Source organism: Ruegeria sp. BF6, assembly GCF_056538665.1.
Map to the genome: position 1 here is coordinate 286,892 of NZ_JBQFTN010000001.1, position 13,375 is coordinate 300,266.

11 protein-coding genes are annotated in these 13,375 nt (G+C 60.1%); 5 read left to right on the forward strand and 6 right to left on the reverse strand.

The window, feature by feature from the left end; genetic code table 11:
• Position 1: 1 nt before the first annotated feature.
• The 6 genes from ACR0IM_RS01485 to ACR0IM_RS01510 form a co-directional block, all read right to left on the reverse strand.
• Entirely contained in the window at positions 2 to 1,492 is a 1,491-nt protein-coding gene (locus ACR0IM_RS01485; protein WP_480589348.1) for a replicative DNA helicase, read from the reverse strand.
• A 199-nt stretch (positions 1,493 to 1,691) separates the two neighbouring features.
• Entirely contained in the window at positions 1,692 to 2,369 is a 678-nt protein-coding gene (locus ACR0IM_RS01490) for an orotate phosphoribosyltransferase (protein ID WP_480680616.1), read from the reverse strand.
• A 143-nt stretch (positions 2,370 to 2,512) separates the two neighbouring features.
• Positions 2,513 to 3,694, reverse strand: coding sequence for an ammonium transporter (locus tag ACR0IM_RS01495; RefSeq protein WP_480589343.1), 1,182 nt, complete (start codon positions 3,692 to 3,694; stop codon positions 2,513 to 2,515).
• Positions 3,695 to 3,837: 143 nt separating this feature from the next.
• Complete coding sequence (locus tag ACR0IM_RS01500; protein ID WP_480680617.1) at positions 3,838 to 4,320, reverse strand: CinA family protein; 483 nt, start codon at positions 4,318 to 4,320, stop codon at positions 3,838 to 3,840.
• A complete protein-coding gene (locus ACR0IM_RS01505; RefSeq protein ID WP_480680618.1) occupies positions 4,317 to 4,814 on the reverse strand; it encodes a phosphatidylglycerophosphatase A family protein in 498 nt (165 codons plus the stop codon). The genes ACR0IM_RS01500 and ACR0IM_RS01505 overlap by 4 nt, the downstream gene beginning before the upstream one ends.
• Positions 4,811 to 5,941: a bifunctional 2-C-methyl-D-erythritol 4-phosphate cytidylyltransferase/2-C-methyl-D-erythritol 2,4-cyclodiphosphate synthase gene (locus tag ACR0IM_RS01510; protein WP_480680619.1), complete on the reverse strand. Its 1,131-nt coding sequence runs from the start codon at positions 5,939 to 5,941 to the stop codon at positions 4,811 to 4,813. Before ACR0IM_RS01510 ends, ACR0IM_RS01505 begins: the two co-directional genes overlap by 4 nt.
• A 185-nt stretch (positions 5,942 to 6,126) precedes the next feature.
• Between ACR0IM_RS01510 and dusB the strand changes: the two genes are divergently transcribed.
• From dusB to ntrX, 5 genes are all read left to right on the forward strand, one after another.
• On the forward strand, positions 6,127 to 7,110 hold the full coding sequence (gene dusB / locus ACR0IM_RS01515) for a tRNA dihydrouridine synthase DusB (protein ID WP_480680620.1): 984 nt from the start codon (positions 6,127 to 6,129) through the stop codon (positions 7,108 to 7,110).
• Positions 7,107 to 8,174: a two-component system sensor histidine kinase NtrB gene (locus ACR0IM_RS01520; protein WP_480589330.1), complete on the forward strand. Its 1,068-nt coding sequence runs from the start codon at positions 7,107 to 7,109 to the stop codon at positions 8,172 to 8,174. The genes dusB and ACR0IM_RS01520 overlap by 4 nt, the downstream gene beginning before the upstream one ends.
• A 38-nt stretch (positions 8,175 to 8,212) precedes the next feature.
• Entirely contained in the window at positions 8,213 to 9,580 is a 1,368-nt protein-coding gene (locus tag ACR0IM_RS01525; protein WP_480589327.1) for a response regulator, read from the forward strand.
• 99 nt (positions 9,581 to 9,679) lie between these two features.
• Entirely contained in the window at positions 9,680 to 11,968 is a 2,289-nt protein-coding gene (locus ACR0IM_RS01530; RefSeq protein WP_480589325.1) for a sensor histidine kinase NtrY-like, read from the forward strand.
• Positions 11,965 to 13,374: a nitrogen assimilation response regulator NtrX gene (gene ntrX, locus ACR0IM_RS01535; protein ID WP_480589322.1), complete on the forward strand. Its 1,410-nt coding sequence runs from the start codon at positions 11,965 to 11,967 to the stop codon at positions 13,372 to 13,374. The genes ACR0IM_RS01530 and ntrX overlap by 4 nt, the downstream gene beginning before the upstream one ends.
• The last annotated feature ends 1 nt before the right edge of the window (position 13,375 follow it).

Genomic DNA, 13,375 nt, shown 5'->3' on the forward strand with positions numbered 1-13,375 from the left:
ATCAGTAGCTCTCGATCTGGCCGTCCTGCTGCCAGGGTTTGACCAGATTGCCGAAGCGGGTGAACTGCGCCTCGAAGGACAGCTCGACCGTGCCGATGGGACCGTGACGCTGTTTGCCGACGATGACTTCGGCCTTGCCATGCAGGCGTTCCATGGCCTGCTTCCATTCTTCCATCTTTTCCAGTTCGTGATCACCGGGTTTTTCGCGTTCCTTGTAGTACTCTTCGCGGAATACGAACATCACCACGTCGGCATCCTGTTCGATCGAGCCGGATTCCCGCAGGTCTGATAGTTGCGGGCGCTTGTCATCGCGGTTTTCGACCTGACGCGACAGCTGGGACAGCGCGATGACCGGGATGTTCAGTTCCTTGGCGATGGCCTTCATGCCCATCGATATCTCGGCGATTTCGTTGACCCGATTATCGGCCATGCCACGGCAGAGCTGCAGGTAGTCGATCACCAGCAAGTCCAGCCCGTGGGTTCGCTTCAACCGCCGTGCGCGGGCGGCAAGCTGCGAGATCGGCAGGGCAGGGGTGTCGTCGATGAACAGAGGGCAGGCTTCCAATTCCTTGGCGGCGTCCACAAAACGGCGGAACTCGGCCTCGGTCATGTCTCCCTGCCGGATTTTGTGCGAGGAGATCTCGGAAGCCTCGGCCAGGACCCGGCCTGCCAACTGTTCGGCGCTCATTTCCAACGAAAAGAACCCGACTACGCCGCCGTCAATCGCGCCTTCGCTGCCGTCGGGCTTGGTGCCGCGCTTGTACGCCTTGGCCACGTTGAAGGCCACGTTGGTTGCAAGTGAGGTTTTCCCCATCGATGGGCGACCCGCCAGGATGATCAGATCAGACGGGTGCAGGCCACCCAACTGTTTGTCCAAGTCGGCCAGACCGGTAGAGATCCCCGCCATGCCACCGCCGCGCTGGTACGCTTCATTGGTGACGTTGACGGCTTCTGTGACCGCCTTGAGGAAGGATTGAAATCCCTGTTCGGTCTGGCCCTGCTCGGATAACTGATAAAGCTGCTGTTCGGCCTCGACGATTTGTTCTTTCGGCTCGCTGGACACATCGACCCGCGCCGCCTTGTCCGAGATATCCCGACCCAGGCGGATCAGCTCGCGCCGGATGGCGAGGTCATAGATCATCTGGGCGTAGTCGTGCACGGCAAAGGCACTGATCGAGGCACCGGCCAGTTTGACCAGATAGGCCGGTCCGCCCAGTTCCTTCAGGCCCTCATCCTCGGCCATAAAGGATTTCAGCGTCACCGGAGAGGCCAGCGCATTCTTGGCGATGCGATTGGCTGCAACCTCGTAGATGCGGGCGTGGACCGGGTCATAGAAATGTTCCGACCCGATGACCGAGGCCACCCGGTCATAGAGGTCGTTATTGGTCAGGATCGCACCCAGAAGCTGCTGCTCGGCTTCAATAGAATGCGGCATGGTTTCGGCATTTTGAATCTGCGCCGCTGCCTGCTCGATGCTGCTGATCTCGTTCATTGCTGCTCTCTATGCCTGTTGGGCACTGTCCATAACCGAGCCCCGTGAGTCGGGGCAAATTGTATGTTTCTGGGGATAGACTGTGCATATCTCCGGACCCCATCATGTTGAAACATGAATGGGACCGCCGTCAACATATTGTGTGGTTTTCACTGACCTGTCGGACGGTGCTTGACACTGTTCAACAGGTGCCGTTGCGTCAGCTTTTGATGGCTTCCTGCCATCCGCGCGGGTCGTTCAGGAAGGCCTCGACGCCATCAAGTGTCTCTTGGTCAAAGGCTTTCTGCGCCTTGGCCTCGGCCAGAACATCCCACCATGTGCACAGGTGATGCAGTTTTACACCATGATCGCCGAGGGTTTTTTCGGTCTCGGGGAAGATGCCGTAGTAGAAAATCACCGCTGTATGCCCGCAGGTCGCGCCGGTTTCGCGGATTGCATCCACAAAGGACAGTTTCGAGCCGCCATCGGTGGTCAGGTCCTCGACCAGCAGAACACGCTCGCCTTCGCTCATCGCGCCTTCGATACGGGCGTTGCGGCCGTAGCCCTTGGGCTTTTTGCGCACATAGGTCATCGGCAGAGCCATGCGCTCGGCGACCATAGCGGCAAAGGGGATGCCAGCAGTCTCCCCACCAGCGATATTGTCGAACGCCTCGAACCCCGCGTCACGCATCACGGTAACTGTCAGGAAGTCCATCAGGGTTGAGCGGATACGCGGGTACGAGATCAGCTTGCGGCAGTCGATATAGGTTGGGCTGGGCAGGCCACTGGCCAATGTGAACGGCTCGCGCGAATTGAAGTGAACGGCCTTGATCTCCAGCAGCATCCGCGCGGTCAGATGGGCGATTTCGGTGCTATCGGGGAAGGAACTGGGGATCATGGTGCAACCTCGGGACAATATGACGTTGCGGGCTGATAGCCTGACCCTTGACCCAGAGTCGAGAGGCTTGCGCGCAAAAGAAAAGCGGACCCCTTCAAGAGGTCCGCTTTGGCCCTCGCGGGCAGGTGGCAGCCAAGGTGGGCTCAGCTGCTCATATCGTAGGCCCGCTCGCCATGTGCCGACAGATCGAGCCCGTTTGTTTCAGTCTCTGCGTCTACGCGAAGCGGCGTGATCAGCGCAACCACCTTGATCAACACAAATGTGACAACTGACGTAAAGGCACCTACGATCACCAGCCCGCCGAGTTGCGCGGTCCAAGCACCCAGACCAAAGACGGCGATCATGATGGTACCGAAGATGCCACCCACACCGTGTACCGCGAACACGTCCAGCGTATCGTCGATGTTAAGCATGTTGCGGATAACGTTCACGGCTTCCTGACATAGGACGCCAGCCACAGCACCGATAATCAATGCCTGCACCGGATCGACATAGCCCGAGGCCGGGGTGATCGAGGCCAGACCCGCGATTGTACCGGTCACCAGACCCACCATCGAGGCCTTGCCATATTTGATGCGTTCATACAGCGCCCAGCTCAGAGAGGCGGTCGCGGCCGAGATATGTGTCACGGTCATCGCCATCGCAGCGCCGCCATCGGCCGCCAGTTGCGATCCGCCATTGAAGCCGAACCAGCCAACCCACAGCATCGCGGCGCCGATCATAACAAAACCGGGGTTGTGTGGAGGGGTGGTGCGGTTGCGGCGCGGCCCGAGGATGACGGCGATGATCAACGCGGCGAGACCGGCGGTTTCGTGCACCACGATGCCGCCTGCAAAGTCGCGGACACCGACCTCACCCAGGATTCCGCCATCGGTCAGGATGCCGCCGCCCCAGATCCAGTGAACGACGGGCGCGTAGCACAAAAGCATCCAAAGAGCCGAGAACATCAGGACAAAGCCATAGCCCACGCGTTCCACATAGGCACCGACGATCAGGGCCGGGGTGATGATGGCAAAGGTCATCTGGAAGGCAAAGAACAGAACCTCGGGCAGGGTGCCGGACAGGCTGTCAGCATCGACACCGTTCAGGAAGGCCTTACCCAGACCGCCCCACAGGCCCGACCCGCCGTCGCCGAATGCGATGGAATATCCTGCGACCAGCCACAGGATGCTCATAAGGCAGGCGATGCTAAAGCAGTGCATAAAGACGCTCAGCACGTTGCGGGCCCGCACGAGGCCACCATAAAACAGGGCCAGTCCCGGCAGTGTCATGAACAGGACCAGGGCGGTTGCCACTATGATCCAGGCGGTATCGGCTCCATTCATCGGCCGGTCTCCTCTTCAGCTTGCGTGGTGCCATGAAGCGGAGAGAGGTCGGGGAAAAAAGAGGCAGACGCGATTGTTTGCGCCTGTTTTGGCGGCTTTTTGTTAACTGGTGATTAAATGCGCGCCATAATGTGTATGATGCCTTATTTTTGGGCGGTAGTAAAAAGCCCTTTTGAAAGCAGTTCCAGCGCGTGATCCCGCGCCGCATGACGAACGTTGTCGCGACCGAGCGCGCCAAACTCCACCGTTTCGGTGTGGGTCGGTACACCGTCAACGGCCAGTCCAAAGCAGACGCGGCCCTCGGGTTTGAACTCGGATCCGCCGGGGCCAGCAATACCTGTGACCGAAACGGTGAGTTGCGCATCCGAGTTACGCAGCGCGCCCTCGGCCATTTCGCCTGCGACCTGTTCAGACACCGCGCCATGCGCCGCCAGCGTCTTGGCTCGTACACCCAACATCTGCTGTTTGGCTGTGTTGGTGTAGGTGACAAAGCCCCGCTCGACCACGGCGGAACTGCCGGGGATGTCGGTCAGCGCCGCGGCGACCATGCCGCCGGTGCAACTTTCGGCGGTGGCTATCATCACGCCTTTCGCCTTGGCGCGGCCAAGAAGCTCGGCGACGGTCACAGGCCCAGTACTCCGTGTGCGATACCGGCAAGGATCAGCACGCCGACCCCGGCAAAGACGCCTGCGATCACATCATCGAGCATCACGCCCATCGCATCGTTGCGACGGTCAGCCCAGCCGACCGGGCCGGGTTTGGTTATGTCGAACAGGCGGAACAGCAAGAATCCGGCGATCCAGCCGGGCCAGAGCGCCGTGATCTCGATCCCATGCGCCCAGGATGGATAGGATATCGCCCACAGAGCGGTGAATTGCCCGGCGACCTCGTCTATGACGATCTCGGACGGGTCGTGGTTGTCCTGGCCCGCGGTCATCACGCGGGTTGCCCAGAGGCCGCCGAAAAACACGGCCAAGGTCGCGATCACCAGTAACGGGAAGCCACCCAATACATGCAAGACCCAGGCCAAGGGCAGGGCGACCAAAGACCCCCATGTGCCCGGTGCCGGACGCAGATATCCAACGCCAAAGACCGTTCCGATCAAACGCGCGGCATTCATGATTTCACCAGACAGGCTGTGGCCAGCGAGGCAATTCCCTCACTGCGGCCGGTAAAGCCCAGACGTTCCGACGTGGTCGCCTTGACCGAGACCTGATCGGCACGCAGCCCCATGATCCGCGCCATCTCCTCCCGCATGGCAGGCGCGTGGGGGCCGATCTTGGGGTATTCACAGACCAGCGTGCAATCGACATTCGAAATCTGGTAGCCCATCTCCTCGGCCAGTTCGACCGCGTGACGCAGGAAAACCTCGCTGGCCGCGCCTTTCCATTGCGGATCTGAAGGCGGGAAGTGTTGACCGATATCGCCCTGTGCCAATGCGCCATAGATCGCGTCTGTCACCGCGTGCATCCCCACGTCGGCATCCGAATGCCCTTGCAGGCCGCGATCATGCGGCACTGTCACGCCGCAAAGGATCACGTGATCTCCGTCGCCAAACCGATGCACGTCGTACCCGTTTCCCAGCCTTACATCCATATCCGTTCCCAATAAGCGTTCCGCCCGGGCAAAATCCTCGGGCCGTGTGATTTTGATGTTATCCGCATCGCCCGGCACTATGGCCACGTCCAGACCGGCAGCGCGGGCGACCTCGACGTCATCGGCAGCCCCTCCGGGATGAGCATTATGTGCCGCAACGATTGCACCATAGTGAAAGCCTTGCGGTGTCTGCGCGGCGAACAGGCCCGAGCGATCCTGCGTACCTGTTACTACAGCGCCGTCCCCGGTCCAGAGCGCATCCGTCACCGGCGATCCCGGTGCCGCCGCGGAATGAGTTTTCAGTGTGACCAGAACGTGTTGAATGGTTTGCAATCCGACACAGGGGCGGGCGACGTCATGTATAAGGACATGATCGACCGCAAGCTCTGTAAGCGCAGCAAGGCCGTTGCGGACCGACCCCGCCCTGTCGCTGCCGCCACTGGCCAGAATCAGGTCGGTGTTTTCGAATTCAACCCACGCGGGGCTGTCATCTTCCGACAGGACCAGCACGATGTGGTCCACTTGGCCTCGAAACCGATCAATGGTCCAGTCTGCGACGCGCCGCCCGGCCAGCTGGCGCCATTGTTTGGGAATTCCCCCTCCGGCGCGCAGCCCGCGTCCTGCGGCAACAATGATGGCGGCGGTGGTCATGAGGGCATTTACTCCGGTGTTTCGAGGGCAATGTTTAGGGTGCGGTGAATGCAGAGGCAATCACCCGCGCTAACCTGCCTAAAAATTAGGCATGTGATGATTTTGCGGGCTTGATGACCGCCGTTTTGTTGTTCATATGCGCTGAATTCGATATCAAAGCCACAACTGCCCAAGGATTAAGCACGTTGACTCTTCAACTCGCCGAAAAAGACCTGAACCCGCCGGTGCTGCTGGCTCCGATGGCCGGAATCACCGACCGGCCGTTCCGTGATCTGGTGATGCGCTTTGGCGCGGGCTTGGTTGTCAGCGAGATGGTCGCCTGTCAGGAGATGGTGCAGGCCAAGCCCGGCGTGCGCGAACGGGCCGAACTGTCGGCGGATGTGGAAAACACTGCTGTACAATTGGCGGGGCGCGAGGCGCATTGGATGGCCGAGGCCGCGCGTCAGGTGGCGGATCGCGGCGCGCGGGTGATTGATATCAACATGGGCTGCCCGGCCAAGAAGGTGACCAATGGCTATTCCGGATCTGCCCTGTTGAAGACGCCGGATCACGCGCTAACCCTGATCGAAGCGGTGGTTAAGGCCGTCGATGTGCCGGTCACGCTGAAGACCCGTTTGGGCTGGGACGACACCCTGCTGAACGCGCCTGACGTGGCGCGACGAGCGCAGGAGGCCGGTATCCGCATGGTCACAATCCATGGCCGCACCCGCTGCCAGTTTTACAAAGGGCACGCAGACTGGCGCGCAATTCGGGCGGTGAAAGAGGCGGTCTCGATCCCGGTCATCGCCAACGGGGACATTGTGGATACGGGCTCTGCGCGCAGGGCTTTGGATCAGTCGGGGGCCGATGGGGTCATGGTCGGACGCGGGGCGCAGGGCAAACCCTGGCTGCTGGCGCAAATCTGCCACGACCTGTACGGCGCCGAGGCTCCTGACATTCCCACGGGCGACGAACTAATCGATATGGTTCGCGCGCATTATCAGGCGATGCTCGAATTCTACGGCTCTGATCTGGGTCTGCGCGTCGCGCGCAAGCATCTCGGCTGGTACATGGAAGAGGCCGGAACGCCCCCCGCGCTGCGCCGCGCCGTTCTGACCTCACGCGATACGGATGAAGTGTTGCGCTTGCTAGGCGACGCGTTGAGCGCCGATACTGAGGTGGCGGCATGATTTCGGATCAAAGCATCTGGACCTCGCTGCCGGTTCCGGCCTTCATCATCGACGCCGAGGACCGGATTGCCGACGTGAACTCGGCTGGTGAGGGGTTTCTGAACGCCTCGCGCAAGTCAGTGATCGGGCACCCGGTCTGGGACCAGATCGCCGTGGACGCGCCGTTGGAAGAAGCCTTCTTGCGCGCGCGGGCGCAGAGTACGCCACTGTTCGTCAACGACGTGGATGCTGGGTCGGGCAACCGTGCGCCGCTGCAATGCGCGTTGCAGATCGCGCCTTTGGTCGGGCATCCGGGCTCGATGATCATGATCATATCTCCGCGCGAACTGGCGGGGCGGATGACGCGAGGCAATACGGTCAAGTCCGCCGCTCAATCCGCTATTGGCATGGCCGAGATGCTGGCGCATGAGATCAAGAATCCATTGGCCGGGATCACCGGGGCGGCGCAGTTGCTGAGCATGAATATTCCTCAGCAAGACCTTGAACTCACTGATCTTATCGTCGCCGAAAGTCGCCGTATCGTGAAGCTGTTGGAACAGGTCGAGCAGTTTGGTAACCTTTCTCAGCCCGATTTCAAGCCAGTCAACATACACGACGTTCTGGATCGTGCCCGACGCTCGGCGCTGCTGGGGTTTGGCGCGCACATGAAGATCATCGAGGATTACGACCCTTCGCTACCGTTGGCCTATGGCGACCCGGATCAGTTCTTGCAGGTGGTGCTGAACCTGCTCAAGAACGCCTCGGAAGCCGCTGATTCCAAAGGTGGCACCATTCGCTTGCGTACTTATTTCGAACACTCCTTTCGACTGCGCCGCAGTGACGGTTCCGGCCATTCGCTGCCGCTGCAGATCGAGATCATCGATGACGGCCCGGGCCTGCCCGAGAAGATTCGCAGCGATATCTTCGACCCGTTCGTGTCGGGCAAGGAAAACGGCACCGGCCTTGGGTTGGCGCTGGTGAGCAAGATCATCTCGGACCATGACGGCTGGATTTCCACCGACTCGGTGCCGGGCCGCACGGTGTTCCGCATCTCGCTGAGGCGAGCACCGAAAGACGCAACCTGAAACAGCCGACAAGAGCAGCGATATAAGGAGAGCACCCGATGGATGGCACAGTACTGGTCGCAGATGACGATCGCACGATCCGCACCGTTCTGACTCAGGCCCTGACGCGGGCCGGGTGCAAGGTTCACGCCACATCCTCGTTGACTACGCTGATGCGCTGGGTCGGGGAAGGTAAGGGCGACGTGGTGATCTCGGACGTGGTCATGCCGGATGGCAACGGGTTAGAGATGCTGCCCAAGATTGCGCAGGACCGGCCCGGCTTGCCGGTCATCGTGATCTCGGCCCAAAACACGATCATGACGGCGATTCAGGCGGCGGAGGCCGATGCATACGACTATTTGCCCAAGCCGTTCGATCTGCCCGATCTTATGAAACGCACCGCGCGGGCGCTGGAGCAGAAACAGCGCGTACAGACCGAAGTGTTGGAAACTACTGATGACGGGCCGGAAGAACTGCCTCTGGTTGGGCGGACTCCGGTGATGCAGGCCCTGTATCGGCTTGTCGCAAGGGTGATGAATACCGATCTGTCGGTGATGATATCCGGTGAAAGTGGCACCGGTAAGTCTTTGATCGCACGTGCTATTCACGATTTCTCGGACCGACGCACATTGCCGTTTGTTACGGCCACCGCTGGTGATCTGCGTGATCTGGAAGGCCCTGCGCGGGTGATGGCACGGGTACGTGGCGGCACGCTGCTGATCGATGAGATCGCGGATATTGAGGACGAGTTGCAGGCTCGTATCGTCCGAATGATGGACACACCCGGCGATCACGTACCGCGTTTCATGGCCACCAGCCAGTCGGACCTGACCGAAGCGATGGAGAGCGGTCGGGTGCGGCAAGACCTTTACTACCGCTTGTGCGGCGCGACCGTGCATGTGCCAGCCCTGCGGGAGAGAGTCGACGATATCACCCTGCTGGCGGATCATTTTCTGGCGCGCGAAGAACGTGAGCACGGCGCCAAACGCTGGCTTAGCCCGGATGCGGTGGAACTGGTGCGGCGCTATTCCTGGCCGGGCAATGTGCGGCAGTTGGAAAACGCGATCCGCCGTCTGAGCCTGACCAGCCGCGCCGATGAAATCTCCAAGGCCGAGGTCGAGATGGTGCTGGGTAGCCAGCCCGAGGCCGAACCGGTTCTAGGCGATGGCGAACGCGAGAAACTGTCAGCCTCGGTGGCGCGCCATCTGCGTCGATATTTCGACCTGCACGGCAATTTGCTGCCGCCTCCGGGTCTGTATCAACGTATCCTGCGTGAGGTGGAGGCGCCGCTGATCGAACTGGCGCTGGACGCAACCGGCGGAAATCAGGCGAAATGTGCGGATTTGCTGGGGATCAATCGAAATACCCTGCGGAAAAAAATTACAGATCTCGATATTCAGGTGACACGTCGACGCAAACTGATGTAATATCGCCACACAAACCGTGGCATCCGGGTTCTCCCCCGGCAAGGACCACGACATATGGCGGTACGTCGCGCATGCGACACATCAGGATGAGGGCAGACGGTGGCAACCCGGGCACAGAGCGGGCCGATTCCGGCGATCAATCGGTGGCGGAAATCCCGAAAACTGCGCAATTTCGGCACCTTGGGGCTGGTTCTTCTAGGCCCTGCCTTGGCGCTTGCCACCTATCTTGTCATCGGTCCGTTTGATCTGGGGGCAACGGCCCCCACGCTGCGCCTGATCCTTCTTGCAGACCTTGTTTATGTGCTTGTCGTCGCTGCGCTGGTTCTGGGGCAGGTCGGCAGTCTGATCGCTGCCCGCCGAGCGAAATCGGCGGGTTCCCGTCTGCACCTTCGGCTGATCGGCGCATTCACGCTGTTAGCCCTGGTGCCGACCGTCACTGTTGCGATCTTTGCAGGCCTGACGGTGAATATCGGTCTCGAGGGATGGTTCTCGGACCGCGTACGAGAGGTTGTGGGTTCATCTCTGACAGCAGCCGAGGCCTATGAGCAGGAACACCGTGAGGGTTTGACGCAGGACGCGGTTGTACTGGCACGATTCCTGGATGCAGCCCGTGCGCGGGACTACTATATTTCGGATGCCGAACTGCGAGAGGTTCTGGCTCAGGGGCAGGCGCAAATCCAGCGGGGTCTGCGTGAAGCCTATGTCATTGACAGCAGTGGGGAAATCCGCTCACGCGGTGATCGTTCCTATCTGTTCAATTACGAAGCGCCCACACCCGAACAGATGGTCGAATCCACGGATAATGGCTTGCTGATAATTGCAGACTGGCAAAACAGCGAGTTTCGCGCGCTGGTACCATTGCAGGCCTATCTCGACCGGTATCTCTATGTTAGCCGCGAGGTAGATGGCCAGTTGCTGACGTTGCTGGACGACACCAAGGAGACGGTGCAGTTTTATCAGCAGCTTGAAAGTGAACGGGGCCGGGTGCTGTTCGAGTTCGGTCTTTTGTACCTGAGTTTTGCGGTGATCCTGATTCTGGCGGCGATGTCGCTGGGCATGTGGTTCGCCGAGCGCCTGTCGCGCCCAGTTGGGCGGCTGACCACGGCGGCGCAGCGCGTTGGCGCCGGTGACCTGAGTGTGCAGGTGATCGAAGAAGCCAGTGACGATGAGATCGCCATGTTGGGCCGTTATTTCAACCAGATGACCCGGCAACTTAAAGGCCAACGCGACACTCTGCTGGAAAACACCCGCCAGATCGAACGCCGTCGACGCCTGTTCGATTCGGTTCTCAGCTCGGTGACGTCTGGCGTGGTTGGGGTTGATCCGGATGGCTGCGTGACTTTCGTGAACCGCTCGGCCGAACGTCTGCTGGACTGGGCGCATGTGGACGAGAAGCTCTCGATTGGTATCGCAGTGCCAGAGTTTCTTCCACTGTTTGAAAGCCTCAAGGATAGCGGGCAGGAAGCAGTTCAGGGCGAGGTTAAAGTTACACGCAAAGGGCGGTTGGAAAACCTGCTGGTTCGGATGGCGACGCGACGCGGAGAGGATGGCGGGCTTGAAGGGTATGTGGTGGCGTTCGACGATGTGACCGATCTGGTCAGCGCGCAGCGTATGGCCGCGTGGGGGGATGTGGCGCGGCGCATCGCGCACGAGATCAAGAACCCGCTGACCCCGATCCAGCTGAGCGCCGAGCGGATCAAACGCAAATTCTCACGCAAACTGAATGAAGAGGATTGTGACAGCCTCGAATCCATGACCGACGTGATCGTGCGGCAGACCAATGACCTGCGGCGGATCGTGGATGAGTTCTCGAAGTTCGCACGGATGCCGGAGCCGGACCGGCGCGAAGAAGACGTCGTCGGACTGGTGCGCGAAGCGGTGTTGTTGCAACAAGCCGGGCAGCCGGATGTTCAGATCGACGCTACTCTGCCGGATTACCCGATCCTGGCGGATCTGGATGCGACGATGCTGAATCAGGCGCTGACCAACCTGATCAAGAACGCAGGTGAGGCCATTGAGACTTTGAAGAAAAAAGACCCACCAGACAATCTGAAACCACAGATCAAAGTGGACGTTACCAGCGACGATGCGGGGACGGTCATCACCATTGCAGACAACGGCATTGGCCTGCCCGAAGACCGGGCGCGCCTGTTCGAGCCGTATGTGACCACACGGGACGAGGGCACCGGGCTGGGCCTGCCCATCGTCAAGAAGATCATCGAAGAACATGGCGGAGCGCTCACCCTGGAAGATGCGCCCGTCTTTGACGGACAGGACCATTTCGGTGCGATGGCCGTGATCCGTTTGCCGGGGGGTAATCTCTCTCCGACCGCAGCGCCACAGAAGCAGGCAATTCATACAAACAAACTGAAAGCAGGCCAAAGATGAGCGACATTCTGATCGTAGATGACGAACGCGATATTCGCGAACTGGTGTCCGACATTCTGGAGGACGAAGGCTATTCAACCCGGCTGGCTGGCAACTCGGACGAGTGCATGGCCGAGATCAATTCCGAACCGCCGGGGCTGTTGATTCTGGATATCTGGCTGAAGGACAGCCGCATGGACGGGATCGACATTCTAAAAGCGGTGAAACGCGATAACCCGGATGTGCCGGTGGTGATCATTTCCGGCCACGGCAACATCGAAATTGCGGTAGCGGCAATCAAACAGGGCGCTTACGACTTTATCGAGAAGCCCTTCAATATCGACCAACTGATGGTGGTGATCCGCCGGGCGATGGAAACCTCTCGCCTGCGTCGCGAGAATGCGTCGCTCAAGCGCAAAGAGGTCACCAGTTCCGACATGATTGGCAAATCTGCCGCTTTCCGCGCGATGCAGAGCCAGTTGGACAAGGTGACCAAGTCCAACGGCCGTGTGATGCTGAGCGGTCCGGCCGGGTCAGGCAAGGAAATCGCGGCGCGGTATATTCACGCTCATTCCAACCGCGCCAACGCGCCCTTCGTGACCGTGAACTGCGCCGGGATTGAACCTGAACGCGTGGAAGAGGTGCTGTTCGGCCGCGAATCCTCGGAGCGCGGCATCGAATCCGGTCTGTTGGAGGAGGCCCATGGCGGTGTGGTTTACTTCGACGAGGTTGCGGATATGCCACTGGGCACCCAGTCCAAGATCCTGCGCGTGCTGGTTGACCAGCAGTTTCAACGTGTGGGCGGATCGGACAAGGTGCGGGTTGATCTGCGGGTGATCTCTTCCACCAACCGCGATCTGGAGCATGAGATCAGCGCTGACCGCTTCCGCGAGGAACTTTACCACCGCCTGAACGTGGTGCCGATAGCGGTGCCGTCGCTGGAAGAGCGGCGCGAGGATATCCCGGTTCTGGCACAGCATTTCATTGAAATGTGCAACGAATCTCAGGGGCTGGCCCTGCGCGAAATCTCGGAAGAGGCCGTGGCGTTGCTGCAGACCATGACCTGGCCCGGCAACGTACGTCAGCTCAAGAACCTGATCGAACGTGTGTTGATCCTAGGTGATGAATCAGGGCCGATCGAGGCCAAGGAACTGCCGGCAGAAGAGGAAAAGACCGACGATTCGGGCCGCGTGGTTCTTTCGGGGGCCCTTGCGACCTTGCCGCTGCGCGAAGCGCGCGAGGCGTTCGAACGAGAATACCTGTTGACCCAGATCAATCGCTTTGGCGGCAATATCAGCCGAACCGCCAGCTTTGTTGGGATGGAGCGCAGCGCGCTGCACCGCAAACTGAAATCGCTGGGTGTGGTGACCTCGAACAAATCCGGCGCACGGGTGGCGCAACTGGACGAACCGGAACCGGCGGAATAAT

Bases quoted from the DNA above. Each gene is read 5' to 3' on its own strand.
- ACR0IM_RS01485 (WP_480589348.1), bottom strand. From the start codon at position 1,492: ATGAACGAGATCAGCAGCATCGAGCAGGCAGCGGCGCAGATTCAAAAT.
- ACR0IM_RS01490 (WP_480680616.1), bottom strand. From the start codon at position 2,369: ATGATCCCCAGTTCCTTCCCCGATAGCACCGAAATCGCCCATCTGACC.
- ACR0IM_RS01495 (WP_480589343.1), bottom strand. From the start codon at position 3,694: ATGAATGGAGCCGATACCGCCTGGATCATAGTGGCAACCGCCCTGGTC.
- ACR0IM_RS01505 (WP_480680618.1), bottom strand. From the start codon at position 4,814: ATGAATGCCGCGCGTTTGATCGGAACGGTCTTTGGCGTTGGATATCTG.
- ACR0IM_RS01510 (WP_480680619.1), bottom strand. From the start codon at position 5,941: ATGACCACCGCCGCCATCATTGTTGCCGCAGGACGCGGGCTGCGCGCC.
- ACR0IM_RS01520 (WP_480589330.1), top strand. From the start codon at position 7,107: ATGATTTCGGATCAAAGCATCTGGACCTCGCTGCCGGTTCCGGCCTTC.
- ACR0IM_RS01525 (WP_480589327.1), top strand. From the start codon at position 8,213: ATGGATGGCACAGTACTGGTCGCAGATGACGATCGCACGATCCGCACC.
- ntrX (WP_480589322.1), top strand. From the start codon at position 11,965: ATGAGCGACATTCTGATCGTAGATGACGAACGCGATATTCGCGAACTG.